The sequence below is a fragment of the Corynebacterium atrinae genome, from assembly GCF_030408455.1.
GTDB classification, from domain to species: Bacteria; Actinomycetota; Actinomycetes; order Mycobacteriales; family Mycobacteriaceae; genus Corynebacterium; species Corynebacterium atrinae.
In genome coordinates this window covers 2,043,611-2,068,223 of the sequence record NZ_CP046977.1, presented here as the reverse complement: position 1 = coordinate 2,068,223, position 24,613 = coordinate 2,043,611, and the positions used below count along the sequence as shown (strand labels likewise).

General features: G+C 62.4%; 27 protein-coding genes and 3 tRNA genes. 15 read left to right on the top strand and 15 right to left on the bottom strand.

What is annotated here, in order from left to right; translation table 11 throughout:
- Positions 1-22: 22 nt before the first annotated feature.
- Positions 23-694 carry a TetR/AcrR family transcriptional regulator gene (locus CATRI_RS10115; protein WP_290217207.1) on the bottom strand — a complete coding sequence of 224 codons (672 nt, stop codon included), beginning with the start codon at positions 692-694 and terminating at the stop codon, positions 23-25.
- Between the two features lie 6 nt (positions 695-700).
- A complete protein-coding gene (bcp, locus tag CATRI_RS10110; protein WP_290217205.1) occupies positions 701-1,171 on the bottom strand; it encodes a thioredoxin-dependent thiol peroxidase in 471 nt (156 codons plus the stop codon).
- 118 nt (positions 1,172-1,289) lie between these two features.
- Between bcp and CATRI_RS10105 the strand changes: the two genes are divergently transcribed.
- Positions 1,290-1,568, top strand: coding sequence for a DUF3618 domain-containing protein (locus CATRI_RS10105; protein ID WP_290217203.1), 279 nt, complete (start codon positions 1,290-1,292; stop codon positions 1,566-1,568).
- An 11-nt stretch (positions 1,569-1,579) separates the two neighbouring features.
- The gene (locus CATRI_RS10100; protein ID WP_290217200.1) at positions 1,580-2,173 is read left to right on the top strand and encodes a DUF305 domain-containing protein; all 594 of its coding nucleotides are present in this window, start codon (positions 1,580-1,582) and stop codon (positions 2,171-2,173) included.
- Here the strand turns inward: CATRI_RS10100 and CATRI_RS10095 are convergent.
- The gene (locus CATRI_RS10095) at positions 2,170-2,757 is read right to left on the bottom strand and encodes a nicotinamidase (protein WP_290217198.1); all 588 of its coding nucleotides are present in this window, start codon (positions 2,755-2,757) and stop codon (positions 2,170-2,172) included. The two genes, CATRI_RS10100 and CATRI_RS10095, sit on opposite strands and share 4 nt — an antisense overlap.
- A gap of 27 nt (positions 2,758-2,784) precedes the next feature.
- Here CATRI_RS10095 and CATRI_RS10090 point away from each other — a divergent pair, with 27 nt between their 5' ends.
- From CATRI_RS10090 to CATRI_RS10080, 3 genes are read left to right on the top strand one after another with little or no spacing between them, the layout of a single operon-like run.
- Positions 2,785-4,035, top strand: coding sequence for a glutaminase (locus CATRI_RS10090; RefSeq protein WP_290217196.1), 1,251 nt, complete (start codon positions 2,785-2,787; stop codon positions 4,033-4,035).
- Positions 4,035-4,349 (top strand): hypothetical protein, encoded by a 315-nt coding sequence (locus CATRI_RS10085; RefSeq protein WP_290217194.1) that lies wholly within the window; start codon positions 4,035-4,037, stop codon positions 4,347-4,349. The genes CATRI_RS10090 and CATRI_RS10085 overlap by 1 nt, the downstream gene beginning before the upstream one ends.
- Positions 4,350-4,394: 45 nt before the next feature.
- Positions 4,395-5,057 (top strand): hypothetical protein, encoded by a 663-nt coding sequence (locus CATRI_RS10080; protein ID WP_290217192.1) that lies wholly within the window; start codon positions 4,395-4,397, stop codon positions 5,055-5,057.
- Positions 5,058-5,582: 525 nt separating this feature from the next.
- Here CATRI_RS10080 and CATRI_RS10075 read toward each other — a convergent pair.
- A tRNA-Lys gene (locus tag CATRI_RS10075) sits at positions 5,583-5,658 on the bottom strand.
- Positions 5,659-5,969: 311 nt separating this feature from the next.
- Between CATRI_RS10075 and CATRI_RS10070 the strand changes: the two genes are divergently transcribed.
- From CATRI_RS10070 to CATRI_RS10060, 3 genes are read left to right on the top strand one after another with little or no spacing between them, the layout of a single operon-like run.
- A complete protein-coding gene (locus tag CATRI_RS10070; RefSeq protein ID WP_290221099.1) occupies positions 5,970-7,109 on the top strand; it encodes a L,D-transpeptidase in 1,140 nt (379 codons plus the stop codon).
- Positions 7,110-7,136: 27 nt separating this feature from the next.
- Positions 7,137-7,676, top strand: coding sequence for a GNAT family N-acetyltransferase (locus CATRI_RS10065; protein WP_290217190.1), 540 nt, complete (start codon positions 7,137-7,139; stop codon positions 7,674-7,676).
- A 30-nt stretch (positions 7,677-7,706) separates the two neighbouring features.
- On the top strand, positions 7,707-8,612 hold the full coding sequence (locus tag CATRI_RS10060) for an MsnO8 family LLM class oxidoreductase (RefSeq protein ID WP_290217187.1): 906 nt from the start codon (positions 7,707-7,709) through the stop codon (positions 8,610-8,612).
- 60 nt (positions 8,613-8,672) lie between these two features.
- Here CATRI_RS10060 and CATRI_RS10055 read toward each other — a convergent pair whose 3' ends face one another.
- The 6 genes from CATRI_RS10055 to CATRI_RS10030 form a co-directional block, all read right to left on the bottom strand.
- Positions 8,673-9,104 carry a bleomycin resistance protein gene (locus CATRI_RS10055; protein ID WP_290217185.1) on the bottom strand — a complete coding sequence of 144 codons (432 nt, stop codon included), beginning with the start codon at positions 9,102-9,104 and terminating at the stop codon, positions 8,673-8,675.
- Between the two features lie 353 nt (positions 9,105-9,457).
- Positions 9,458-9,805, bottom strand: a complete 348-nt coding sequence (locus CATRI_RS10050; RefSeq protein ID WP_290217183.1) for a hypothetical protein — start codon at positions 9,803-9,805, stop codon at positions 9,458-9,460.
- 120 nt (positions 9,806-9,925) lie between these two features.
- Positions 9,926-10,001 (bottom strand) — tRNA-His (locus CATRI_RS10045).
- Between the two features lie 49 nt (positions 10,002-10,050).
- Positions 10,051-10,695, bottom strand: a complete 645-nt coding sequence (orn, locus tag CATRI_RS10040; protein WP_290217181.1) for an oligoribonuclease — start codon at positions 10,693-10,695, stop codon at positions 10,051-10,053.
- A gap of 1 nt (position 10,696) precedes the next feature.
- On the bottom strand, positions 10,697-11,500 hold the full coding sequence (gene cmrA / locus CATRI_RS10035) for a mycolate reductase (protein ID WP_290217178.1): 804 nt from the start codon (positions 11,498-11,500) through the stop codon (positions 10,697-10,699).
- Between the two features lie 118 nt (positions 11,501-11,618).
- Positions 11,619-11,996 (bottom strand): hypothetical protein, encoded by a 378-nt coding sequence (locus tag CATRI_RS10030; RefSeq protein ID WP_290217176.1) that lies wholly within the window; start codon positions 11,994-11,996, stop codon positions 11,619-11,621.
- A 173-nt stretch (positions 11,997-12,169) separates the two neighbouring features.
- Between CATRI_RS10030 and CATRI_RS10025 the strand changes: the two genes are divergently transcribed.
- Positions 12,170-13,525 (top strand): Na+/H+ antiporter family protein, encoded by a 1,356-nt coding sequence (locus CATRI_RS10025; protein ID WP_290217174.1) that lies wholly within the window; start codon positions 12,170-12,172, stop codon positions 13,523-13,525.
- Here the strand turns inward: CATRI_RS10025 and CATRI_RS10020 are convergent.
- Together CATRI_RS10020 and CATRI_RS10015 are read right to left on the bottom strand one after the other, a co-directional pair.
- Positions 13,522-14,328 carry a VOC family protein gene (locus tag CATRI_RS10020; RefSeq protein WP_290217171.1) on the bottom strand — a complete coding sequence of 269 codons (807 nt, stop codon included), beginning with the start codon at positions 14,326-14,328 and terminating at the stop codon, positions 13,522-13,524. The genes CATRI_RS10025 and CATRI_RS10020 overlap by 4 nt on opposite strands.
- Positions 14,329-15,003: 675 nt before the next feature.
- Positions 15,004-15,077: transfer RNA gene (locus tag CATRI_RS10015), tRNA-Arg, on the bottom strand.
- Positions 15,078-15,188: 111 nt separating this feature from the next.
- Between CATRI_RS10015 and CATRI_RS10010 the strand changes: the two genes are divergently transcribed.
- From CATRI_RS10010 to CATRI_RS09990, 5 genes are all read left to right on the top strand, one after another.
- Positions 15,189-17,279 carry a bifunctional copper resistance protein CopD/cytochrome c oxidase assembly protein gene (locus CATRI_RS10010; protein ID WP_290217169.1) on the top strand — a complete coding sequence of 697 codons (2,091 nt, stop codon included), beginning with the start codon at positions 15,189-15,191 and terminating at the stop codon, positions 17,277-17,279.
- A 139-nt stretch (positions 17,280-17,418) separates the two neighbouring features.
- Positions 17,419-18,027: a single-stranded DNA-binding protein gene (locus CATRI_RS10005; protein WP_290217168.1), complete on the top strand. Its 609-nt coding sequence runs from the start codon at positions 17,419-17,421 to the stop codon at positions 18,025-18,027.
- Positions 18,028-18,072: 45 nt separating this feature from the next.
- Positions 18,073-19,743: an energy-dependent translational throttle protein EttA gene (ettA, locus tag CATRI_RS10000; RefSeq protein ID WP_047253662.1), complete on the top strand. Its 1,671-nt coding sequence runs from the start codon at positions 18,073-18,075 to the stop codon at positions 19,741-19,743.
- 118 nt (positions 19,744-19,861) lie between these two features.
- A complete protein-coding gene (locus CATRI_RS09995) occupies positions 19,862-20,311 on the top strand; it encodes an acyl-CoA thioesterase (protein WP_290217166.1) in 450 nt (149 codons plus the stop codon).
- On the top strand, positions 20,308-20,925 hold the full coding sequence (locus CATRI_RS09990) for a DUF8185 domain-containing protein (RefSeq protein WP_290217164.1): 618 nt from the start codon (positions 20,308-20,310) through the stop codon (positions 20,923-20,925). Before CATRI_RS09995 ends, CATRI_RS09990 begins: the two co-directional genes overlap by 4 nt.
- On the opposite strand, the gene chrA is transcribed toward CATRI_RS09990, so the two are convergent.
- Entirely contained in the window at positions 20,922-22,070 is a 1,149-nt protein-coding gene (gene chrA / locus CATRI_RS09985) for a chromate efflux transporter (RefSeq protein ID WP_435384204.1), read from the bottom strand. The genes CATRI_RS09990 and chrA overlap by 4 nt on opposite strands.
- Positions 22,071-22,147: 77 nt before the next feature.
- Here chrA and ald point away from each other — a divergent pair, with 77 nt between their 5' ends.
- Positions 22,148-23,242 (top strand): alanine dehydrogenase, encoded by a 1,095-nt coding sequence (gene ald, locus CATRI_RS09980; protein WP_290217159.1) that lies wholly within the window; start codon positions 22,148-22,150, stop codon positions 23,240-23,242.
- Here ald and CATRI_RS09975 read toward each other — a convergent pair.
- Entirely contained in the window at positions 23,199-23,612 is a 414-nt protein-coding gene (locus CATRI_RS09975) for a globin (RefSeq protein ID WP_290217157.1), read from the bottom strand. The two genes, ald and CATRI_RS09975, sit on opposite strands and share 44 nt — an antisense overlap.
- The gene (locus tag CATRI_RS09970; protein ID WP_435384162.1) at positions 23,609-24,574 is read right to left on the bottom strand and encodes a mechanosensitive ion channel family protein; all 966 of its coding nucleotides are present in this window, start codon (positions 24,572-24,574) and stop codon (positions 23,609-23,611) included. The genes CATRI_RS09975 and CATRI_RS09970 overlap by 4 nt, the downstream gene beginning before the upstream one ends.
- Between the last annotated feature and the right edge of the window lie 39 nt (positions 24,575-24,613).

Here is a 24,613-nt window from a genome sequence, read left to right as displayed (position 1 = left end):
GCAAGCACTTTCCGGAAATAAGTTAGCCGGTGGCCACCGCGAAGAGGTACGCCACGAGCATTCGCTTGATCTCGTTGACGATGGATTCGAAGCGGTCATCGTCGTGGGATTCGTCGCGCACGGCATAGTTGAGCAGGGACGACACCGTGTGGACGAGCAGGCCAGCCAGCTGGAGCCGCTCCTCCGGGGAGGAGGCGGGGGAGAGGGGGGCGACGACGTCGGAGATGATGTCGAGCATCTGCTTTTCCGTCGCCGCGGCCGTCGCGCGGGTGGTCGGCGTGGACTGGACGGCGTGCCAGACAGCGCGGCGCGAGGGGTCGTCGTGCCACATGCGGGAGAGGTGGTCGATGAACTCGTCGAGGATGTCCGGCCACTGGAGGGCGGGGACGCGCTCGGAGAACTTCTTTAGCTCGGCGACGTTCTCGGCGGTATCAACCCGGTCGAGTTCGCAGATGAGGACGTATTTGTTTGCGAAGAACTGATACAGCGTGCCGATAGGCACGCCGGCGCGGCGGGCGACTTCATCGAAGGTGAAGGATTCGAAGCCGACGTCGACAAGCACGCTCCGCGCGGCGGTGAGGATGCGATTGAACCTCTCCCGACTGCGGGCCTGCGCGGGTCGACGCCGGGGAACGAGGATGCCTTCCTCGGTGGCGTCGGCTGCGGCGGCGTCGATAATCGTGTCTTCACTCATGCGCGACTATCCCAGGTCGTGCAAGAGGCGTGCGACGTGGCCCGTGGCGCGGACGTTGTACTGGGCGAGGCCGATGGTGCCGTCGGGCTCGACGAGGAAGGTGGAGCGGATGACGCCCTGGACGATCTTGCCGTAGTTCTTCTTCTCGCCGAATGCGCCCCAGGCCTTCATGACGGCCTTGTCTTCGTCCGCTAGGATGAGGAAGGTGAGGTCGTGATCAGCGCGGAACGCGGCGAGCTTCGCAGGCGAGTCGGGAGAGATGCCCAGGACCGCGATGTTCTGGTCATTGAGCTGGGAGAGAGAATCGCGGAAATCGCAGGCCTCTTTCGTGCAGCCGGGGGTGTTCGCCCGCGGGTAGAAATAGACGAGGACCCGCTGACCGGCGTAGTCGCTGAGGGAGACGGTCGCTCCGGTGTCGTCGGGGAGGGAGAAATCTGGGGCCTTGTCACCAACGGCAAGACGTGAGGGTTCTGTCATGTCCTCCACCATACCGTTTGCGTGCGCGGATACCTGCGTGTGCACCGGGAAGGGGCGCTACACTAACGTGGGTAAAAACGTGAACGTCCATAAGCAAAATGTGAATCGGGAGATCCTAGTGGCACGAGATATTGATGATATCCAGCGCGACATCGAGCGCACCCGTCGCCAGCTCGCCAGCACCCTGGATGAGCTCGCGACCCGCAGCAAGCCGCAGAACCTGGTCAACGACGCCAAGCGCGAGGCCTACCTCAAGATTCAAGACCCGCAGGTGCAGAAGGTTCTCGCTGGTGTGGGCGTCGCCGTCGTGGGCATCGTGACCTTGGTGGTGCTGCGTAACCGCAAGCGCAGCAGTGACATCAAGGAGCTGCAGCGGATGCTTGCCGGCCGCGTCTAACAGCGTCTAACATGCGGATTTTGCGGATACTGGCGGCTCTCCTCGCGGTGGGCCTGCTGGCGGGGTGCGCCGCTGACCCGGCCGAACCGCAGCAGGCCGAGAACATGGTCTCCGAGCGCACCGGTGCCATGCCGGCGGAGGCCAATGACACCGACGTCCACTTCCTCGGGATGATGGTACCGCACCATCAGCAGGCGATCGACATGGCGAGCGTCCTGCTCGCCTCGGATGTCACTGACCCGGAGGTTCGGGATCTCGCCGAGCGTATTCGCGATGGCCAGGAGGCGGAGAACGCCCAGATGAATGAGTGGGCGCAGCAGTGGGGGATTGATGCGGATATGGAGGTGCATTCGCACCACATCGCCAATGGCATGGTCTCCCCGGGGGTGTATGAGTCCTACGCCGCGCTGCAAGGCGAGCAGCTGCGCACACGCTTTTTGGAGCTTATGCACTTCCACCACCAGGAAGTCATCGCTATGACGCAGGATGAGGTCGATGGGGGCGGCTACCAACCCCTGCGCGATATGGCCGCCGAGATGATCACGGTCCAGACCGCTGAGATGGCGGAGATGGAGCGGCTCTACGGCGGGGTGCCGGTTCCTTAGCTCAGTTGCGCGCCGGAGCCGACCATTTCGGCGAAAGCGGCGTCGCCGCGTTGCTTATCGACGGCCGCGCACAAGTCCGTGAGCACCCGCACCTCGAAGCCCTCGTCGAGGCCGTCGAGCACCGTCGCCCGCACGCAATGGTCGGTGGCAATCCCCACCACATCGAGCTTATCGACGCCCCGTTGCCGCAACCATTGCGCCAATCCTTCGCCGCCTTCGGCGGCTCCTTCGAAGCCGGAGTAGGCGGCGGAGTACGCACCCTTGCGGAAGAGGGCGTCGATAAGCGTGTTGTGCAGGGCCTCGTGCAGTTCGGCGCCGGGGGAGCCTGCCACGCAGTGCACGGGCCAGGAGTCGACGAAGTCGGGGTCCTCGGAGAAATGGCTGCCCGGGTCGATGTGCCAGTCCTGCGTGGCGACGATGTGGCTGTAGCGCTCGCCGTGGTGCGCGACGTGCTCGGCGATGAGGCGGGCAACCTCCGCGCCCTGCTCGGTGGCGAGGCTCCCGCCCGGGCAGAAATCATTTTGGACATCGACGATGATGAGGGCAGTGGCTGGGCTGGACATGTGGTTCAGCTTAGTCGGCATCGTGTGAGGGTAAGTAAGCTCTACGTCATGCAGACGCCCATCCCGGAATACCTGGCCGATCTTCTTGACGACGTCCGCGACCAGGACGGAGGCGACGTCTCCTCCTACATTCCCGAACTCGCCGCTGCCGACCCCTCCCGCCTGGCGATCGCCTTCTGCACCACCAGCGGCCACGTCTACTCCGCCGGTGACGCCGACGTCGAGTTCACCATCCAATCCATCTCCAAGCCCTTCGTCTACGCCCTCGCCGTACAGGAGCTGGGTGCCGACGCCGTCGCGGAGGTCGTCGGCATGGAACCTTCCGGCGAAGCGTTCAACGAGCTCTCGCTCGACGACAATGACAAGCGCCCCGTCAACCCCATGATCAACGCCGGTGCCATCGCGGTGAACCAGCTCATCAACGGCGAGGATTCCACGGTGGAGGAACGGGTGGAGAAGATCCGCGACCTCTTCTCCCGCCTTGCCGGACGCGAACTGACTATGGACTCCGGCTTGTGTTCCTCCGAGCTGGAGGGCGCTGACCGTAACCTATCCATCGCGCACATGCTGCGCAGCTACGACATTATCCACGACGACGCTCACGACGCCGTGACCAGCTACACCAGCCAATGCGCCATCCTGGTCACCGTCCGCGACCTGGCGATCATGGCCGCCACCTTGGCCAACGGCGGCACCCAGCCGATCACCGGCGAGCAGATCCTCGACCCCAAAACCTGCCGCCTCACCCTCGCTGTCATGAGCTCCGCAGGCATGTACGACGGCGCAGGCCGCTGGATGGCGAATGTCGGTATTCCCGCCAGATCCGGGGTCGCCGGTGGGCTGATCGGTAATCTGCCCGGCCAGCTTGGCATCGCCACGCTGTCGCCGCGTCTCGACGCCCAGGGAAACAGCCACCGCGGCGTCAAAATCTTCGAGCGCCTCTCCGAGGACATGGGCATGCACCTCATGTCCTCCGACTACTACAGCGCGCCGGGCATCCGCTCCATCACCCGCGACGGCGACCACACCATCATCCGCTTGCAGGGCACGATCAACTTCTCCGCCGCCGAGAGCATCCTCTACGAGCTCACCAGCCAAAAGCTCGGCGGCACCGACATGGTTCTCGACGTCTCCCGCGTCACCTCCTTCAACCTCGTCGGTCGCCGGATGGTCAAGGAAGGCCTGCGGCGCTTCCGCGAGCAAGGATTCGACGTCGCCGTCTACGACCCCGAGGGTGTGCTCACCGACCTCGAGTTCTCCGACGGCACGACCGCCGATACCGTCGGAGCGCTGTCATAATGCTGCTGGTCCTCCTGAGCCTCTTCGCCGTGGCGGGCGTGCTCGCAGCAGTGCTCATGGTGCGCAAGTGCTCCACGATCGACAAATTCCCCTGGTTCTGGCTGTTCTTCGGCACCTTCGTCGTGTCCCTCGTGGTCCTGGTGACCATGTCCGTCGGGATGGACATGGCCCGCTCCGGCAGCGTGACCTACTCGGTGGCAGACCCCGAAGTAGACATCTTCCTCGTCTACAACCTCGTGGTGACGTCCGCGATCGTCCTCGCCATCGTCGGGCTCGTCGGCTCCGTGTGGGCCTTGCGGAAGCGCCGCTACTAAAGTTGTCCCCACGCCACACCCCCAGCCCCTAAAAGGTGAACACTGATGCTCCAGGCCGTACTATTCGCGCTGATGGATTCGCTCAATGCGCTTCTCATCGGCATCATTGTCGCGCTTGGCGTCATGCTTCCCCGCGGAGGCCGCTACCGGCAGATTGTCACCCGCCTCGTCTTCGGCGACTGGCTGGGAGTCCTCGTCCTCGCCCTAATCACGCTCCTCATCTTCGACGGCCTCGGCGACCTCGTCCGCCGCGCCCTGGAGAGCCCCATCTTCGGCTGGGTGCTCATCATCGTCGGTCTGGTGACCTTGGTGCTCACCCTGCGGGGATCAGGGTCAGTGGACACCAAGGTGATGAATCGTTTCCTCGAGCCGCTACAAAACCCAAGCCTCAAGACAGTCGGGGCGGGCTTCGTGCTCGGCGTCGTGCAGTCTGCAACTTCATTGCCCTTCTTTGCCGGGCTGGGACACCTCTCGGCCGGAGACTTCTCCGTGGCCGTTCGCTACGTCGGCCTGCTCTTCTACGCCAGCCTGGCACTCAGCCTGCCGTTTGTCTCGGCCATCTTCATCGGCCTCGTGCGGGCCTACCCCTACAGCCCCTTCGGTCGGGCATTTGAATACCTCCGCCAGCACAAAGAACTCACGGTGAAGGCCGGCGGCTACATCGTCGCGGTAGCTCTCACGGTCTACGGCATTGCGTTGCTGGTGTAGGGGCGGGTGGCTGATCGCGACTTTTGGGCCGTTTTAGCCGGTGGGGTAAGTGGCACAATGTGTGTGCGGTTTCCGTGAAAACCACAGTTCACCATCCTGAAATGCCAGAGAAGTAGCTGCCCAGAATCCACTCGATCGCACCAACAACGTGCAAGGAGCAACTCGGCAACCATCTTGACCGCCGCGAGGACCCGGAACGCACTGCTCAGAGGGGTCTGTCGCTGATCTCACCCCGTAAGACCCAAAAGTGCGATACGACTTCACCCATTAATCGAGTTCCCAGATCTCGCTACTCGATTAATGAGTGAACTCGAAACGCACTTTTAGCGCCCGCACCACTTGGTCCTCGCGACACGCCCGGGCCTGCCTCACATTGTGCTACTTGAGCCCAACCGGTCGCGATCAGGGGGCGGGGGTGCCAAAATGCACCCCCAGTTGAAAGTCAAACCGTGCCATAACCGTGCCCTTGCCCGACCCCCAAACTTTAAGGCCCCTACCTGTTTCTGCAGGTAGGGGCCTTAAATGTGGTGCGCCATCAGGGACTCGAACCCCGAACCCACTGATTAAGAGTCAGTTGCTCTACCAATTGAGCTAATGGCGCTTAGGTTGTTTCCTGCTCGTTCCCGGTGTGGGGACCGTGCTGGCAACGAAGAAAAATATAACAGGCGGGTGGCGTGGTAGTAAAATCGCCTGGTCAAGGGTTGGATTTGTGTGGGTTTCGGTATGGGTGAGTCCGTATTCCTGTGTATTAGGCAACAGTTCGATGACGAAACCTCTTTTTGGTCCAGCGGAGGGCCAAAAGCGTTGGGGGCGGGGCTAGGCTGGACCCGATTATTGGGCAATCTTGAGGTGTGAGTAGTGAGAATTTCGGTGTCCGCCGTGAGGCGGGTGGCAGTGGTGGCAGCAGTCACCATGTTTGCGGCGGTGGGACTGGCTGCATGCACGCTGGATAGGCAGCAGGGTGCGGAAGGGGAGGCGTCGATAAGCGAGCCGGAGGCGAAGCCGGCGCCGAAGGTCTCCGTTAAAGATGGCACCAAGAAGTATGATCCGGCGACGCCGGTGACGGTGGAGTCGCAGGATGAGGGCCTCGCGAGTGTGGAGATGGTCAATGAGGATGGGAAGGTCATCCAGTCCAAGCTGAGCGAGGATAAGAAGTCCTGGACCACCGATGAGGTGCTGGGTTATAACCGGACGTACACCGTCACGGCGAAGGATAAGAACGGCGAGACGACGAAGTCCACCTTCGCCACGGCGACGCCGACGAGCATTGCTTCGGTGGCGCTGTCGCCGCTCGATGGTTCGACGGTGGGGGTGGCGCAGACGATTGCTTTCCGCTTCTCGCAGGCGATCCCGGATCGGCAAGCGGCGCAAGATGCGATCACCATTACGACGGAACCGAAGGTGGACGGGCAGTTCTTCTGGCTCAATAATCGTGAGGTGCGCTGGCGGCCGGAGGAGTTCTGGACTCCGGGCACGTCCGTCGCGGTGAAGGCTGATATCTATGGCCAGGAGCTTGGCGATGGAGTGTACGGCGACTCGGATAATGCGGCAAAGTTCACCATCGGCGATGAGGTGATGACCGTGGTTGATGACGCCACCAAGACCATGACCGTGACCAAGAACGGCGAGGTCCTGCGCTCGATTCCGGTGTCGCTCGGCGCGGATCGTTGGCCGACGCCGAACGGCACGTACATCATTGGTGATTCGCATAGCCAGCTGCTCATGGACTCGGAAACTTTCGGGCTCTCGCACGATTCCGGTGGGTACAAGACGATGGTCGATTACGCCACGCAGATGTCCTACTCCGGGATTTACGTCCACGCGGCCCCGTGGTCGGTGGGGCAGCAGGGCTATTCCAATGTGTCCCACGGTTGCATCAACGTCACCACCGAGGCTGCCAACTGGTTCCAGAACTCGGTCAAGCGCGGCGATCCGGTCGTGGTGAAGAACACTATCGCCGGCACGCTCTCGGGCTATGACGGCCTGGGCGATTGGAACATCCCTTGGGAGACATGGAAGAAGGGCAACGTTAATGAAACCAGCTCCTGGTAAGGGGTTCGGCAGCTAAACTTGGCAGCCATGAACCTGTGGGAAGTCAAGGATGTCCGCCTGCGCGGCGGAGGCATCGCATTGCGTCCGCTTGTTAGCGCCGACGCGGCCGACCTCTACGCCTGCTGTCAGGATCAGCGCATGATTGACTTCACCACCATTCCCCAGCCCTACACGCTGGACATGGCGGAGGCGTTCATTGCCGAAAGTGCGGACACGGATAACGTGCGGCTGGTCATGACCGCGGACGACGATGATCGGTTCCTGGGGAGCATCGAATTACGGGTGACCAATAAGGACGCCGGGATCTATGACATTGGCTATCACACCGCTCCCTGGGCCCGCGGGCGTGGCCTGCAGTCCGTGGCCCTTCGCCTGGTGCTGGAGTACGCCCTGGCCGGGGGTGCCAAGCGCGTGGAGGTGAAGGCGCGGGCGGATAACGCGGCCTCCCGACACGTGGCCGAAAAGGGTGGGGCGCGCTTTGAGGGCATCGCCCGGAAAGCGGAGTTTCACCGCGGCCAGCACTATGACCTGGCGGTGTACGCCGTGGTGGAGGGGGATAGCGTTTAGTCGGGTTGGCCTCCGCCTACTCTGGGGACCATGCGTTTCTCTGTCCTCGACCGCGCCAATGCCATCGGTGGCTCATCCACCACGGCGGATGTCCTGCAAGGCGTGATCGACCACGCCCGCCACGTTGAGGCCCTCGGCTTCGACCGCTTCCTCGTTGCCGAGCACCACGGCGTCCCAGGCATTCCCGGATCGCGGCCGGCGATGCTGGCCACTGCCGTCGGTGCGGGCACTCGCCGAATCCGGGTGGGCACCGCGGGAATCATGCTGCCGACGCACCAGCCGCTCATTGTTGCTGGGCAAATCGCCACCCTGGAGGCTCTGTACCCAGGGCGGGTCGACGCCGGCATCGGCTCCTCCGTTGGCTTCACCGCCGACGTGCGTGCTGCCCTGCGACAGGGCGATCCTGCCGAGCTGAAGAAGGCCTACCCTGCAGACCTGCGGGAAATGCTCGGACACCTGGACACCGCCACTCCCGTGTGGCTGCTCGCAGGCTTCCGCTCTGCGCAGCTTGCCGCCGAGCTCGGCCTCGGCATCATCCTCGGCGGCCCAAACCAAACAGATGCAGCTGACCTCTACCGCCGCGCCTTCCGTCCCGGGCTTATCGACGCCCCGCAGGTCATTCACTCCCTCAACGTCGCCGTCGCCGATACGACGGATGCGGCCCGCGATCTCCTCCTTCCGGAGGCGTGGGCGCAGGCCCGGGCCCGCACGACCGGCGTGTTCGAAGCCCTCCTTCCAGTGGAGGAGCTCCCCGTGCCGAGCGCCGCCGAGAAGCGCCGGATGGCGCAAACCTTGGAGATGGCGGTGTGGGGAACTCCGCGGGAAGTGGAGAAGCAACTCCGTGTAATGGGGGAGGTGCTAGTCACCGGCGGGATGAGTGACCTTGTCGGGCGGGCACGATCGGAGGAGCTGCTGGCGGAGATGGTGGACGGATGACTTGAATCGAGTGTGAAGGGAGAATGCGTGCAGTACCGGCAGCTACAGATTTACCCTCACCTAACTATTAATGCGGCGTCTCCCGAGTGAAGTTTGGAAGCGAATGAGGTAGCCGTCGGGGTCAGCCACGAGGAATTGCTCGACCCCCGTTTCTTCGGTCTCAGAAATGCGATACCACTTCGACTCCGGCTCCATGAAAAGCGGGTAGTCTGCCTCGCGCAGCGCGGAGAGTATCGGCGAAAGTGACGGGACGGACACTTGGAAATTGATCCCGCGCCCCAGCGGCCGCGCGAGCGGAGCGGTGATCCAGTTCCGGCCTATCCCTTGCTGCTCGAGCATGAGGTGTGCGCTTCCGCGTGAGATGTAGGCGAATCCTTCATCTTGACGTTGATAGTCGATGGTGAATCCACATAGACCACACCAGAACTCGATGCTTGCGGGGGTATCTGCCACCAGAAGTTCGGGGACGAGTGCGGGGTCGGACGTGGTCACGGCGTCGAATCTATCAGTAAACAACCGACGACCCCGGGTGGCTGCGCGGTGTCATGCGGTTGCGTCCGCTAGCGTGGTGTATCAGTAACTGCCGGTGACTGGCTGGAACCAGGCCATCAACCAGGTGTCTGTGGCCTACCCGGACTTCTTCGCGTTCTACCTTTAACTATCAGGCCCCGCACACAAACAACGTGACACGCCCTGGCGACTTCGAGAGTGCTTAGCACCAGGAAACAGTAGGTGCTGTGGAGACTGAAGCTTAATTACCTGTCCACAGTTTGTTTGTCACTCCAGTCGAGACCAAACCATTTTGGATAATTCTGGACTGCTCAGTTCCTGTTAATCGATGGATCCTAAACCCGCCCCCGCTTCCAGGCGACCACGGAAGCAACCGCCCCCACCACGAGAATGACAGTCCAGATAAATGTGCTGGGCAGGTCTGGAAAGCCGTAGTCGACTGGATCGGATAGCGGGGCGTACATTGTCCACCCGAAGTCGGATTGCATTGGGGCGGCCGGGACCAGGCGTAAAGCAGCCACGAGGCCTGCGAAAACAGTCACGGGGAAGGTGACCCAGAACCATGGAAACGTGGTTCGCTCCTGGTCTTGCCGCGGAAGGACGGACCGTGCTACACCAACGACGATCAACGCCGTGAGGACTAACGCAGCGAAAAGGGCAAGGACGAGGTTGTCAAAGATCATGACGCCCATATTGCCTCACCGCCCAGGAACCACCGAGGAACAACCCAGATCCCACCTAGGAAACAACGAAGCAGTCCTCGGCAAGTTAAGTGAATAACTTACCGAGGACTGCTTCTACTTTGGGGTGGCTGACGGGGCTCGAACCCGCGACACCCAGGATCACAACCTGGTGCTCTACCAGCTGAACTACAGCCACCATCGCTGCGCAATTGCAGCGTGATCAAGATTAACGCACGGAGCTGATTTTACAAAAACCGCTGGTAGGACTCGGTAGCGGCGTCTGCTTCGGTGGAGGCTTCGTCGGAGGTGGGGCCGGGGAGGTCGACGAAGATGGAGCGTCGGTAGTAGTCGAGCTCGCGGATGGATTCGACGATGTCGGCAAGCGCGCGGTGGGCGAGGCCCTTGGCGGGTTGGTTGAAGTAGGCCTTGGGGTACCAGCGGCGGGCGAGTTCTTTGATGGAGGAGACGTCGACCATGCGGTAGTGGAGGGCAGCGTCGAGACGCGGCATTTGCTCGCGGATGAACATGCGGTCGGTGGCGATGGAATTGCCGGCCAGCGGGGCGGGATGTTCGGGGGAGCAGTGGGTCGCGATGAGGTTGAGGACGGCGTCTTCGGCCTCTTCCATGGTGACGGTTGATTCACGGATTTGGGCGGTGAGACCGGAGTTGTTGTGCATGGTGGTGACGAAATCGTCCATGTGCGCCAGCTCTTCCTCGGTGGCGTGGACGACGAGGTCGACGCCCTCGCCGAGGATGTTGAGGTCGGCGTCGGTGACCAGCGCGGCGACTTCGACGATGACGTGGCGATGCACGTCAAGGCCGGTCATCTCCAGGTCAACCCACACGAGCCGATCGTTCTTGGCGGCGACTTTTGTGGAATTCTCGGGCATGTCAGTTCCCCATCTTTGCGTAGAAATGACCCATGAGCGGAGCGAGCAGCCCCGTCGGCGCAACCTTGGAGACGGCGTTCATCGCCTTGCTCAGCGGGCCGGGTACGATACGCCGCTGGTTCTTCGACATCGCTTCGAGAGTCTCACGCGAGCAGGATTCGTACGTCGTCCACAGAAAATCCGGAACAACCTTATCGACGATCGATTTTTCCTCATCAGGCACCACAGCTTCCCGGACTGGCCCAGGGGCCAGCAGAGTGCAATGAATGCCCAGTGGCTTCAACTCGTAGTGCAGGGCTTCGGTGAAAGCGTTGACGCCCGCCTTCGTGAAAACGTAGGTGGCATTGTTCGGGATCGGCACGTTGCCTGCCGCCGAGCCGACGTTGCAGATCGCGCCATCCTTACGCTCCGCCATCCCCTTGAGCACTGCATGCGTGAGGCGGTGGACTGCCGTCGCATTGAGGTTGAACTGATCAACCTCGTAGTTCCAATCCTGCTTTAGCAGGGGCCCGAACGACGCAATGCCGGCGGAATTGATGAGGATGGAGACCTCGCGGGCGTCGATAAGCTCGATGAGACGAGTTACCTCATCGTGCTTGCTCAAGTCGCACGCGACGACCTCTACCGTGACGCCGTGGCGGCTCTCCAGCTCGGCGGCGAGTTCGGCGAGCAATGCTTCGCGACGCGCGACGATGATCAAACTGTGACCCATCGATGCCAGGTCACGCGCCATCGCCTTGCCGATGCCCTGGCTGGCGCCGGTCACGAGCGCGCGGGATGTCGGGCTGGGGGAGGGGAGGGACATAGATCTTCCTGTCTGTGCAGCGAATGCGTTTGGAGTACAGCTTAAGTCCACGGACCAGTCGAAAGGTTGGCCAGGACCTCGACCGCCACATTTTGGCTGGTAGTGGAGATCGGGACAGCTACCAGTCGCGGGGAAGGTCGCCCAAGACTGTCAGATCGTCTAGCTCCCACACTTCTTCAACTCCGAAGTCGTATCGAATCCGGTCAAACACATCACCGACCGGCGCGTCCGCTTCCGCCCGCTCTTGGAAGTGCAGTGATATTTCAGAGGCAAGGTCCCAATCCATACCGGCAACTGATACAACTCCACCCGCGGAGTCACGGTCGGTGAAGATAATCACGAACTTATCCGGGTCAGGGGAGGGCAGCATCGCTGCTTCACCCGGCCATGGACACGCCAAGTAGTCCTTATAGAACTTCTCCGTGACGAGCTCAGAACGCGGCTCGTCATCAAACATGGTCCGAAACGGAAACTCTTCCACGTCAGAGCCTCTCATGGTGTGTCCAGTTTTCTTCGCTTTTGATAGAGAGCGATAGCTGTGGCTAAACGCTAGTTTATGGAAATTGTCAGTGATGAGATGAGTTATGCCGGCGAAGGCCTACCCCTACGCCTCCACCCTCTGCGCCAAAAAGCAAGCTATCGGCGCGGCCTAGTTTTATAGTAAAACGCATGAACGCTGTGCTAATAGCCGTCCTCGTGATGCTCATCCTCGCCGTGTCCAGGGTCCATGTGGTCCTGGCTTTGTTCATTGGTGCCCTCGTGGGTGGCCTGCTGGGCGGTCTAGGCCTGGAGGGCACGATGGTTGCTTTCCAAGACGGGCTGTCTGGCGGTGCACAGATTGCGCTGAGTTATGCCTTGCTGGGTGCCTTCGCGATGGCGGTGGCGAGCTCGGGGTTGCCGGCGTTGTTGGCCAATTGGTTGATTAATAAGCTTGATGTCAGTTCGGAATCGGGGAAGAAATCCCTGGTGGCGATGACGAAGTGGGGCATGGTCGCGGGCATTCTGGCGATGTCGATCATGAGCCAGAACCTCATTCCCGTGCACATCGCGTTCATCCCGTTGATCATTCCGCCGCTGCTGGCGATCTTTAACCGTTTGAAGATCGACCGTCGCCTCGTTGCCTGCGTGCTCACGTTTGGCCTCGTCACCACGTACATGTGGATTCCGGTGGGCTTCGGCAACATCTTCCTCAATGATATTTTGCTGGGCAACATTGAGCGAGCTGGCATGGACACCAGCCAGATCAACATTGTGTCCACAATGGCTATCCCGGCGATGGGCATGATCGTTGGCCTGCTCATCGCGGTCTTTTTCACGTACCGCAAGCCGCGCATCTACGCCGATAAGCCGATCATTGGCGGCACGGAGACCCACGACGAGGAAATCTCGCGCTACCGGGTGACGGTGGCCATTATCGCGATCATCGCCACCTTCGTCATCCAGGTGGTCATGCAGGCCAGCGGTTCGGAGGCGAACTCCCTGCTCATCGGCGCCCTGACGGGCCTCGCCATCTTCATGGGCACCGGCGCGGTGAGGTGGAACCAAGCCGATGACATCTTCACCTCCGGTATGCGGATGATGGCGCTCATCGGCTTCATCATGATCACCGCGCAGGGCTTCGCCGCCGTCATGAGCGCCACCGGAGAGGTGGAGTCCCTGGTCAACTCCTCGGCCGAAATGTTCGCCGGCAACAAGGCGGCCGCCGCGATCGCGATGCTGGTCGTCGGGCTCATCGTCACCATGGGTATCGGTTCCAGCTTCTCGACGCTCCCGATCATCGCCACCATCTACGTCCCGCTCTGCCTGGCTCTGGGCTTCTCGCCCGTGGCGACGGTCGCGATCATCGGCACCGCAGGCGCCCTCGGCGATGCCGGTTCCCCGGCATCGGACTCAACGTTGGGCCCGACGTCCGGCCTCAACGCCGATGGCCAGCACGATCACATCCGGGATTCGGTCATCCCGACGTTCATTCACTTCAACATCCCGCTGCTCATCTCTGGTTTCATCGCGGCGATGGTGCTTTAGCCCTCAACGCTGACGATCTGGAAGGTGCCACCTTGGGGGTCCGCGACCGTCGCCACGCGACCGAAGGGAGAGTCCATCGGACCGTCCAGGAGCGCTCCACCCAGCTCGACGATGCGGGCGGCCGTGGCATCGGTGTCCGTGACACCGATGTAAGCGCGCCAAAAGCTGGGCACCTCCGCGGGCAGGAACGAATCGGCCTCACAGAGTCCGGCGGAGGCGTTCTCGCCCGCACCGTTGGTGGCGTAGCGGATGCCTGAGGCCGGGGCCTCGTCGACCGGCTGGCCATCCTCACCGATGTAGGCGAGGTTCCAGCCCAACACCTCTTGGTAAAAGTCTGCGGCCGCAGAGAAGTCCTTGCTCATCTGCTCAAACCACACGGGAGTGCCTGGCTGGCCGTTGAAGGCCAGGCCGGGGAACTCCTTGGCCTCCCAAAAGCCGACGCCAGCTCCCGCGGGATCGACGAGGATCGCCATGGAACCCAGCTCGCCGACCTCCATCGCGGGAACAACGACGGTCGCCCCGGCCTTCTCCGCGGCCGCCACCGCAGCAGCGCAATCCTCCACTGCCAAGTAAACGGTCCAGGCGGTGGGGTACTCCGGCTCCTCGAGCGGGCGATCCGGGCCCATGAGCGAACTCATCATGCCGCCCACCGGGACACCATCCTTGGTAGCGATGCGGTAGCCGCCGAACTCAGCCGCTCCCTCGGGGATGTCCCAGCCAAACACTTGCGAGTAGAAGGAGTCGGCCCCATCGATGTCGTGGGTGCCGAGGTCAATCCAGATGGGGCTGCCGGTGCGTGCCATTGTTAAGGGCTCCTAGCTTGAGGGATCGGTGACCTCCAGGAGTGGAGGCCCACGCGATTTTACGCCTGGAAATGTGTGCTGCGCCACAGGGTTGGGCGTCGCGAGTGCCAAAATTCTCTAGAATCTAAAAGCTGATTTGCGGCGACCTGCGGAAACGCCGAGCGCCCCGACGCATTTTAGAGAATTTTGGCACCCGCCCGAAAGCGCCCCCAGCAGTGTCTGATTCCGTGACATCGTTCCGCATGTCTCATGAGATCGTTCCGCCCCATAAAGCCCTGATGTCTCACAACACTGTTCCGCATGCCCCGCCCTCCCACGGGAGGAACATCATCGTGCCCAGGATCAGAAAAGCAGATGTCCCGGGACATCGTTCCACCCACTATGAACACGCAGTGTGGACGAGTATCAGAAGGGGCCACGGAAACGTCAAGGCCAGCCGCTAGCAGCCTTACAACTCGGATCAGTAGGTTCCCTTGGTATCAGCGAAGATCAGCCAGGTACAGGAGGCCGCCAGTGGCGGCTTTAAATACTGGGGCACCCAAGAAGTCTCACGCATCAGTGGAGAAGAAGCTCCGATACTCCCGCCGAATCGACCAGATTCGACCGACCTGAACCCGCGCAAAAAAGGTCATGCCCCGAGACAAAGTAGGAACTATGTCTCGAGACACGACAAAGCGCCCCCAGCAGGACTCGAACCCGCGACCAGCCGGGTAGAAACCGGATGCTCTAATCCACTGAGCTATGGGGGCTGTGCGGAAAAGAGTTTAGCGCACGATCCGCCGGAAGCAGAAAAGTTCCCAGCTAGTGACCAGTTTCACGCTGGCTATGACTTAGGTCATAAGGTGATTAGGGTGGGTCGCATGGCAGATACGGATGTGGTGGGCAACGGGCGGGCGCAAATAAGCAGTGCCACGAAGGCCTTGAAGGCGCGGCCGACCTGGCCTCTCTTCCTGCTTTTCTTTGCGGTGGCCGGCGCGGTGGGCGCGACGATTTCCTATGGTTTCCTCGCGGGTTCGCTCGCTGCCTTGGGCATTCCGGATCCGGGGCGGATCACGACGATTGGGTTGCCGTTTTTCCGGGCGGTGGGGTGGATGCTGGCGGCGCTGTCGGTCGGCTCGTTCATGTTCTCGTCCTTCTATATGGCTCCGTCCATCCCGGGCAACGATAATTCGCAGCTCGTGCGGGCGAAGCTCTCGGTTGATGGGCACCTGGCGGCGCGGACGGGTGCGGTGTCGGCGTTGTGTTTCGGCCTCGTTGCCCTGCTCATGATCCCGCTGGTGCTTTCCGACGTCTCCGGTACCCCCTTTGCACAAACCCTCGATGTGGCCAGTTGGTCTTTGGCCATTGAACAGGTCGCGACTGCCCGCGCCTGGGCGGTCGTTGCAGGGATTGCCCTGGTCGTGGGCGTGGCGGGGCTCTTCTTCCGCTCGTGGATCAGCCAGCTCCCCCTGTTTATTGGCGCGATTCTCATGATCGTCCCGCTGGGCATGGAGGGGCATTCGGCTTCCGGCGGCGACCATGATTGGGGTACGAACTCCTACCTGTGGCACCTCATTTTCATGATGGTGTGGGTCGGCGGGCTCATGGCGCTAATCGCGCACGGTCGTCGCCTTGGCCCGTACCTGGGCACGGGGCTGCGCCGCTACTCCAATGTGGCATTCATGTCCGTCATCGTCATGGCGGTGTCGGGCCTCATTAACGCGGTGATCCGGGTGGAATGGTCGGATTGGCTGACCTCGACGTATGGCACGATTCTCATCGTCAAGACCGTGGGCGTGGTGGTTCTCGGGCTGTTCGGTTGGGTGCACCGCAGGTTGACCATCCCGCAGTTGGAAACCAAACCCGCGCTGTTCATGCGTTTCGCCATCGTCGAGGTGATCGTCATGGCCGCAATCACCGGCGTGGCCATCACGATGGGCCGGACCCCGCCGCCCCCGCCGCGCAACCCCAACCTGTCGAACATGGCGACCCAGCTCGGTTTTGATCTCTACGAGAAGCCGACCTTCTTCAACGTCTTCACCATGTGGCGTTTTGATGTCATGTTTGGCACCATCGCTCTCTTGCTCACCGCCGGTTACCTCTATGGAGTGTGGCGGGTGCGGCGTGCGGGCGGATCGTGGAGCACCACCCGCACCGTGTTTTGGCTGCTGGGCACCTTCACGCTGTTGGAGACCATGAGTTCCGGGCTCGGAATGAACATGGGTGCCGCCTACTCCATTCACATGATCGTGCACATGATTTTGTCTATGGTTGTGCCGCTCTTCTTGGCGCTCGGTTGCCCGCTCACCCTGATCATGCGGGCCTACGCTCCCGGGGAGCCGGGCCAACCCAGTGTCCACGACATGGTCTACGCCTACACGCAGTCGCCCTGGCTAAGGTTCCTCAGCCACCCCGTGGTCAACCTCGCGCAGTTCCTCTTCTTCTTCTACATCCTCTACCTCATCATTCCGTTGTATGAGGTGATGATCTCCGAGCACGCCGGCCACCTCATCATGAACTGGGTCTTCCTGTTCTCCGGCTACCTCTATTTCTGGGAGGTCGTGGGCAAGGACCCGCTGCCCGTCCAACGCCCCGCCGCGATCCGCCTCGCGTGGCTGGTGGGTTCCATGCCTTTCCACCTCTTCGCCGGCATCTACCTCATGCAGCTGACCACCATCATGGGCTACGACTTCTACATGTCCCTCGGCCTGCCGTGGGAGCTAAACCTGCTGGAGGATCAGCGCGTCGGCGGCGGCATCGGCTGGGCCTCGGGGTCGTTCCCGCTGGGTCTGGTGTTCCTCATTCTCTTCTTTGAGTGGCGGCGGGAGGATCGAGTCATCGAAACGGAGTACGACCGGCGCGTTGATGCTGGTGAAGATGATGATTTCGAGGCCTATAACCAGATGCTCGCCCAGATGAGCGCCGGACGATACGTCACCGACGATGAGTTGGGCAACCCCTCTGCCCGCTAAAGGCTACTTCTGTGGATAACGTTCCGCCTTGTCAGGCGGTTATCCACAGCTTATCGACGCCCCGGTAGTCACCGTCCCCCCGCCCTGTCACCCTGGGTGGTGCCAGGTCAACACAAACACCACCCAGGGGGATATCACCATGGCTCATACGACCACCACCATCATCGGCAACCTCACCCACGATCCCAAGCTCCAACGCTTCGAGCGCTCCGGCGCCCAAAAGTGCAGCCTGCGCATCGCCTCCAGCCGCCGCGTGCAGGATAAGGACAACAACTGGATCGACATCGACCAGATGTTCTTGAGCGTCGATGTCTGGGGCCCGCTCGCCATCAACTGCAAGAAGTCCCTGTCCAAGGGCATGCCCGTCATCGTTCACGGCACGTTGATCACTCACCAGTGGGAAGACGAGCACAACCAAAAGCGCTCCAAGACTCTCATGCGCGCCAACAGCGTCGGCTTGGATTTGAACAAGTACATCATCGGTTCCATGAAGGTCGATAACGCGGAGAAGAACCTCATCAACGTTGGCATTCCCGATCCCCAGACGGCGGACACGCTCTACGACGAAATCGTGGCCGATCAAAGTGACCCAGCGGAGCGGCCGAGTGAATCGCTGCCGCCGTTGCCCGCCGCCCCCGCCCCCCCCAGCCATGGCGGCTGCAGTGGGCGAGGGGACCGGCGAGGGGACGGGGACGCCTCCCTTCTAACCGGGAGAGGGAGGTCATGTACCCTTGTGCGTGACGTCTGAGCATTGCGTGCCGGCAGTGCCAACAAGCAACACATAAGGGGAACAATGTCCGAATTCATCTACACGATGAAGAACGTGCGCAAGGCCATCGGTGACAAGGTCATCCTGGACAATGTCACGATGGCCTTCTACCCGGGCGCCAAGATCGGTGTCGTCGGCCCGAACGGTGCCGGTAAGTCCTCGATCCTCAAGATCATGGCCGGCCTGGATCAGCCCTCCAACGGTGAGGCTTTCCTCGACCCGGGTGCCACCGTCGGCATCCTCATGCAGGAGCCTCCGCTCAACGAAGAGAAGACGGTCCGCGAGAACGTGGAAGAGGGCCTGGGCGATATCTTCGAGAAGAAGAAGCGCTTCGAGGAGATCGCCGAGGAGATGGCGACCAACTACACCGATGAGCTCATGGATGAGATGGGCAAGCTCCAGGAAGACCTGGACGCCGCCGATGCGTGGGAGGTCGACTCCAAGATTGAGCAGGCCATGGAGGCCCTGCGCTGCCCGCCTTCGGATGAGCCGGTCACCCACCTCTCCGGTGGTGAGCGCCGCCGGGTTGCCCTGGCCAAGCTCTTGCTCTCCGAGCCGGACCTGCTGCTCCTCGACGAGCCGACGAACCACCTCGACGCCGAGTCCGTCCTCTGGCTAGAGAAGCACCTCGCCGATTACAAGGGCGCCGTCCTTGCCGTGACCCACGATCGCTACTTCCTCGATCACGTCGCGGGCTGGATCTGTGAGGTCGACCGCGGCAAGCTCTACCCCTACGAGGGTAACTACTCCACCTACCTGGAGAAGAAGGCCGAGCGCCTCGAGGTGTCCGGCAAGAAGGACCAGAAGCTGCAGAAGCGCCTCAAGGAGGAGCTCGCCTGGGTTCGTTCTTCCCCGAAGGCTCGCCAGTCGAAGAACAAGGCTCGCCTTGAGCGCTACGAGGAGATGGCTGCGGAGGCTGAGAAGTACAAGAAGCTCGACTTCGAGGAGATCCAGATCCCGACCCCGCCGCGCCTGGGCAACAAGGTCGTCGAGGTCAAGGAGCTGGAGAAGGGCTTCGACGGCCGCGTCCTCATCAAGGACCTGTCCTTCACCCTGCCGCGCAACGGCATCGTCGGCGTCATCGGCCCGAACGGTGTGGGTAAGTCGACGCTGTTCAAGACCATCGTTGGGCTGGAGCAGCCCGACGCCGGCGCCGTCGAGGTGGGTGAGACCGTCAAGCTGTCCTACGTTGACCAGAACCGCGAGAACCTCGACCCGGAAAAGACCGTCTGGGAGATCGTGTCCGATGGCCTCGATTACATCATCGTCGGCCAGAACGAAATGCCGTCTCGCGCGTACCTCTCCGCGTTCGGTTTCAAGGGCCCGGATCAGCAGAAGCCGTCCAAGGTTCTCTCCGGTGGTGAGCGCAACCGCCTCAACCTGGCGCTGACCCTCAAACAGGGCGGCAACCTCATCCTCCTCGATGAGCCGACCAACGACCTTGACGTGGAAACCCTGGGTTCCCTCGAGAACGCTCTGCAGAAGTTCCCGGGCTGTGCCGTGGTCATTTCCCACGACCGCTGGTTCCTGGATCGCACCTGTACGCACATCCTCGCCTGGGAGGGCAATGTGGCTGAGGGGCAGTGGTTCTGGTTCGAGGGCAACTTCGGAGACTACGAAAAGAACAAGGTCGAACGCCTCGGCGCTGACGCTGCTCGCCCGTCTCGGGTTACTCACCGAAAGCTGACCCGCTAGGCGAAGTGTAAATGTCGGAACACGGGCGAGAGGTATAGATTGGACGTGGACAAACACGGACAATTCGCTGCACCGACCCCGTGTACGCCAGAAAGGAACGAGCGCCCGTATGTACGGAATGACCGCTGACGATAACTCCCCGCTTCACATCACCACGGTTCCGGTCCGCTGGTCTGATTTTGACCGCTATGGCCACATTATGAACGCGAATTACGTGGAGGTAGCCCAGGAGGCGCGTCTGAAGTTCGCCGAGGATGAATTCACGGCGCGCGGGCATGATTTCGCGGTGTTCGTCCGCCACCTCGATGTGGATTACCTGCGGCCCGTCCTGCCGGACACCACCGAGCTGGTCGTTGAAACCCAGGTGGTGGAGATCGGCAACACTTCCTTCACCACCCGTCAGGAGATCAAGGATCGCCAGGGTCGGGTCGCCTGCATCGTCGAGTGCGTGCAGGTGGCGGTGGATATGAACACGGAGCGTCCGCGTTCGATCACGGAGAAGGAAGTCAAGATCCTTACTCGTTCGCCTGATGTTGATCAGCTGGAGCCGGGTGAGTCCGACAAGTGACATTGGAGTCGCTGCGGATCGTTGATGGCCGCCCGGGGTTGCGCTCACTCATTGATCGCGCCGTCGGCCTCGACGCTTCTGCCTCCGCCCGCTTCCGTCAGCTTGATGGGCAGTCGGTGGATGTCTTCGTCACCACTCCGTTTCAGGTCGTTGCTTCCAGGCGGATCACTGGTTCCGCCTCGCGCGACGGTGCGGTCGTCGCCGCCACCGACTTGCTCGATGCACTGCGGGATGAGGCCGAGGACATAGGTCCGGCGCGGGACCCGAATTGGCCGGGCGCGTTGCCGCCGGCCTCGGGTTTCGCGATCGTCGATACGCTTCCGGTGCAGGTCGTGCGCGAATTGGCAGACAAGGGCCAGGCGCTGGCCCGCCAGTTTTCCGGGCCGCTGGGCCCGCCCGCCAGCCTGCTGGATCAGGCAGTGATCACGCTCGACGGCACCGTCGAGGTCCCCATGCGCATGATCTTCGCATGCACCTCGCTCGGGCTCATCCCGGGCTTCTCCGCCCCGATTGATATTCCCCGCCACCTGCGGGTATCCACCACTGGGCGGTGGGTGCGTATCGACGCCCCCTTCGGCTCCGTCTACCGCTCCACCTCCCTGTCGCTGTTTTAGAGCAAAAAGGCTCCCGCCGCTGCCGCGCCGGCCGCCACCGCCCACGGCGGCAGCTTCCACAACGCCAGCGCCAGCCAGCAGGTGACGGCGATGGCCAAGCTCGCGGTGCCGGTGATGCCATGCGTGATCACGGGGTCCCACAGTGCCGCTGCCAACAGGCCCACGACCGCGGCATTAATGGCGGTGAAGGCTTTGCGGACCCCGGCTAGGTGGCGCCAGCGACCCCAAAAATGCATCCCGCCGACCATGAGCAACGCCGCTGGGGCGAAGATGGCGACGGTGGCGAGTATCGCCCCAGGGATTCCAGCATCGACCGCCCCGAGGTAGGACGCGAAGGTAAACAGCGGCCCCGGCACCGCCTGCGCCGCCGAATACCCGGCGAGGAACTCGGCCTGGTCAACCCACCCGGAGGCTACGGTTAGGCGCTCCAGGAGTGGCAGGACGACGTGCCCACCGCCGAACACAAGCGAACCTGCCTGGAAGTAGGCGGCAGCGCGACCGCCGACGGCCGCAGCGGCAACGAGCAGGGCCGTGAACAGGCCGAGTGCCAGGGAGGCCGCGCGGAACGACACGGGCCGCAGGTCCCCCCGCGTGACACCCGGAGTGGATTCTTCGCGCATGACCAGCAGACCTATGAGGCCCGCTCCGGCGATGACCGCCAGCTGCGTCAGCGACCCCGGCACCGCAACGACGATGAGCCCGGCTACCACGGCAATCGTCGCCGCCACGGGGGTCGACGCCATCGCCCTCGCCATCCCGCTGACCGCATGGAAAACTACCGCGACGGCCGCAGCGAGCAATCCCGTTATCCACCCCTGTTCAGCACCGCCTTGTGCGAGGAAGATCCCGAACGCTCCGAGCGCCACCGCAGAAGGGAGCGTGAACATGAACCAGGCCGCAAACATCCCGGCCCAACCTGCCCGGTGGTAGCCCAGGGCCATTCCGACCTGCGATGATGCTGGACCCGGTAAGAACTGGCCCAGGGCGACCAGTTCAGCGTAGGCCTGCTCGCTCAGCCATGACCGACGCGCGACGAATTCTTCCCGGAAGTAGCCCAGGTGCGCCGTCGGGCCACCGAAGGCGGTGATTCCCAGCAGGCCGAAACTCCCAATGACCTCGAGAAGGGGACTGCGCTGTCGGCTCATCATTGAGATGTTAAGCCAGGACTGGCCTGTGCGCTTGCCAAGCAGTCGACGGTATTCCTTCAGTACTGTGAAGAGGTATGCGCATCGGTATTCCACAAGAAGTGATGAACAGCGAGGGCCGCGTGGCCTTGACCCCCTCGGCCGCCGGCACCCTGGTGGCAGACGGGCATGAAGTCATCGTCCAGCAGGGAGCGGGGCTGGGGAGTTCCTTTCCGGATGCGGAGTATGAGGCCGCCGGGGCGCGGATCGTGCCCACGGCGGAACAGGCTTGGGGCGAGGCGGAAATGGTGCTCAAGGTGAAAGAGCCCTTGGAGGAGGAGTTTCCGTTCCTGCGCGAGGACCTCATTTTATTCACCTACCTCCACCTGGCCTCCTCCCGTGAGGTGACGGAGGCCTTGCTCAACGCCGGCACCACGGCCCTGGCCTACGAGACCGTCACCGATGCGCGTGGCGGGTTGCCCCTGCTCACGCCTATGAGCCAGGTCGCTGGTCGGCTCGCGGTGCAGGAGGGAGCGCACCACCTCATGAGCCCGAAGGGCGGGCGCGGCGTCCTGCTCGGCGGCGTGCCCGGCACATCACCGGCGAAGGTGGTCGTGCTGGGTGGCGGCCAGGTCGGGGCGTCGGCGGTCGCCATCGCCCAGGGCCTACGCGCCTCGGTGACGGTCCTCGATCTCGACCCGGGCGTACTCGCCCGCTTCGATGACATCTATCACGGCAATGTCCGCACGATCATTTCTGATCAGCTCACCATCGAATCAGAGCTTCTCGACGCCGATCTGGTTATCGGCGCCGTCCTCGTCGCCGGGGCCAAGGCCCCGACCCTCGTCCCCGACAGCCTGGTCGAGCGGATGAAGAGCGGGGCAGTGCTTGTCGACGTCGCCATCGATCAAGGTGGCTGCTTCGAATCCTCCCGCAAGACCTCCCACGAGGAGCCCACCTATCGGGTGGGGGAGACCCTGTTTTATTGCGTGCCCAACATGCCGGGCGCTGTCGCCAACACCTCGACCCGCGCGTTGACCTCGGCGACCCTGCCGTATGTCCGCGCGATGGCATCGCTGGGGGTGGAAGGGGCCGTCGAAAAGCATCCCGGCCTCGCGCCGGGCCTTATGACCGAGGGTGGACGGCTGATCAGTGAACCTGTGCGGGCGGTGTTCCCGGATCTGGCTGATTAATCAGCATCGCCGCGACCCGCTGCATGTGATCCCAGATCGCATGCCGGTGGGCGGGCGGAATGGTCTCCTCGTCGATCTGGGCTAGCGAATTCTCCATAAGATCGAGCCAACGAATGGCCGCGGCCCGGTCGACGGGAAACTCTTGGTGGCGCCGCCGCAACATCGGTGCCCCACGCTGCTCATTGAACGTGGTCGGCCCGCCCCAATACTGGGCGAGGAACCACTTGAGGCGGTTTTCGGCGCCCTCCCAGTCATCCTCGGGGTACATCGGCCCGAGGATGTCGTCGGTGCGGACCTGCTCGTAGAAGCCTGCGGCCAGGCGGGTGAAGGTGGCATCGCCACCGACGGCGTCGTAAAGCGATTGACTCATGGCTCCACCTTAAAGCCGCCGATACCGTGTGGGTACGGCGTGCTGATCCCCGCAGCCTGCATATCGGAAAGCGTCTGGCTGAGGAGGCGGCGCTGCACGGTCCATTGCTTGGCGGGGAGGGTCTTCACAGATAGGCGCAGGCTGAGGTGGTCGGGGGCGACATCGGTAATGCCATTGAAGGTGGGATCGCCGAGGACGAAGTCCGAAATCGCGGGGTCCGCCACTGCCTTTTTCGCCGACGCCAGGATCACATCCGCCGCCTTGTCCGTGTCATTCGATAGGCCGATGGGAACCTGGATGCGCGCGATGGAGAATTCGTCGGAGAAGTTGCCCACGCGCAGGATCTCCCCATTGCGCACGTACCACAGGGTGCCATCAATGTCGCGCAGTGTGGTCACGCGGAGGGTGACCTCCTCGACCTCGCCGGTGATGCCGTTGCCGACGTCGACGGTATCGCCGACGCCGTATTGATCCTCCAACAGCATGAAAATGCCGGAGAGGAAGTCCTTGACGAGCGACTGCGCTCCGAAGCCCAACGCAACGCCCACCACGCCTGCAGAAGCGATGATCGGCGCAACATTAACGCCGAGCGTGGACAGGATCGCCAGCACCGCCCACGACCACACGAGGATCGCCGCGGCGGATTTAGCCACGTCAGACAGGGTGCGGATGCGGGTAACGCGCCGCGCTTCCTGTGTCTGGCGCAGGGCTTCGGCCTGGGCGCTGGAATCCGCCTCCTCTCGCGGACGGCGAGTGAGCGTACCCGCGATCTTTGGCAACGAGATCTTGGTCGTGGCGTTATGCCGGGCCAGCCGGTCGATGAGCCGCCGAAGTAGCCAATGCGCCACCGAAGCCACGAGGAGGGTGAGGAGGATGTGTAACGGCTTCTCAATCAGCCATGATTGCGTCGCCGGCTCGCTCCACCAGGTGTTTAAGGTCTGCCTTGTTGTTTCCATGTTCATACGCCTACGAGGGTAGCGCGTGGAGGGGTGTGAATATAA

Coding starts and splice junctions, on each gene's coding strand:
- orn (WP_290217181.1), bottom strand. CDS start 10,695: ATGCCCGAGAATTCCACAAAAGTCGCCGCCAAGAACGATCGGCTCGTG.
- CATRI_RS09975 (WP_290217157.1), bottom strand. CDS start 23,612: ATGAGTCAATCGCTTTACGACGCCGTCGGTGGCGATGCCACCTTCACC.
- CATRI_RS10020 (WP_290217171.1), bottom strand. CDS start 14,328: ATGGCACGCACCGGCAGCCCCATCTGGATTGACCTCGGCACCCACGAC.
- CATRI_RS10085 (WP_290217194.1), top strand. CDS start 4,035: ATGCTGCTGGTCCTCCTGAGCCTCTTCGCCGTGGCGGGCGTGCTCGCA.
- CATRI_RS10065 (WP_290217190.1), top strand. CDS start 7,137: ATGAACCTGTGGGAAGTCAAGGATGTCCGCCTGCGCGGCGGAGGCATC.
- CATRI_RS10070 (WP_290221099.1), top strand. CDS start 5,970: ATGTTTGCGGCGGTGGGACTGGCTGCATGCACGCTGGATAGGCAGCAG.
- ettA (WP_047253662.1), top strand. CDS start 18,073: ATGTCCGAATTCATCTACACGATGAAGAACGTGCGCAAGGCCATCGGT.
- CATRI_RS10095 (WP_290217198.1), bottom strand. CDS start 2,757: ATGCCGACTAAGCTGAACCACATGTCCAGCCCAGCCACTGCCCTCATC.
- bcp (WP_290217205.1), bottom strand. CDS start 1,171: ATGACAGAACCCTCACGTCTTGCCGTTGGTGACAAGGCCCCAGATTTC.
- ald (WP_290217159.1), top strand. CDS start 22,148: ATGCGCATCGGTATTCCACAAGAAGTGATGAACAGCGAGGGCCGCGTG.
- CATRI_RS10100 (WP_290217200.1), top strand. CDS start 1,580: ATGCGGATTTTGCGGATACTGGCGGCTCTCCTCGCGGTGGGCCTGCTG.
- CATRI_RS10025 (WP_290217174.1), top strand. CDS start 12,170: ATGAACGCTGTGCTAATAGCCGTCCTCGTGATGCTCATCCTCGCCGTG.
- CATRI_RS10030 (WP_290217176.1), bottom strand. CDS start 11,996: ATGAGAGGCTCTGACGTGGAAGAGTTTCCGTTTCGGACCATGTTTGAT.
- CATRI_RS10010 (WP_290217169.1), top strand. CDS start 15,189: ATGGCAGATACGGATGTGGTGGGCAACGGGCGGGCGCAAATAAGCAGT.
- chrA (WP_435384204.1), bottom strand. CDS start 22,070: ATGAGCCGACAGCGCAGTCCCCTTCTCGAGGTCATTGGGAGTTTCGGC.
- CATRI_RS10090 (WP_290217196.1), top strand. CDS start 2,785: ATGCAGACGCCCATCCCGGAATACCTGGCCGATCTTCTTGACGACGTC.
- CATRI_RS09970 (WP_435384162.1), bottom strand. CDS start 24,574: ATGAACATGGAAACAACAAGGCAGACCTTAAACACCTGGTGGAGCGAG.
- CATRI_RS09995 (WP_290217166.1), top strand. CDS start 19,862: ATGACCGCTGACGATAACTCCCCGCTTCACATCACCACGGTTCCGGTC.
- CATRI_RS10115 (WP_290217207.1), bottom strand. CDS start 694: ATGAGTGAAGACACGATTATCGACGCCGCCGCAGCCGACGCCACCGAG.
- CATRI_RS10080 (WP_290217192.1), top strand. CDS start 4,395: ATGCTCCAGGCCGTACTATTCGCGCTGATGGATTCGCTCAATGCGCTT.
- cmrA (WP_290217178.1), bottom strand. CDS start 11,500: ATGTCCCTCCCCTCCCCCAGCCCGACATCCCGCGCGCTCGTGACCGGC.
- CATRI_RS10060 (WP_290217187.1), top strand. CDS start 7,707: ATGCGTTTCTCTGTCCTCGACCGCGCCAATGCCATCGGTGGCTCATCC.
- CATRI_RS10050 (WP_290217183.1), bottom strand. CDS start 9,805: ATGATCTTTGACAACCTCGTCCTTGCCCTTTTCGCTGCGTTAGTCCTC.
- CATRI_RS10005 (WP_290217168.1), top strand. CDS start 17,419: ATGGCTCATACGACCACCACCATCATCGGCAACCTCACCCACGATCCC.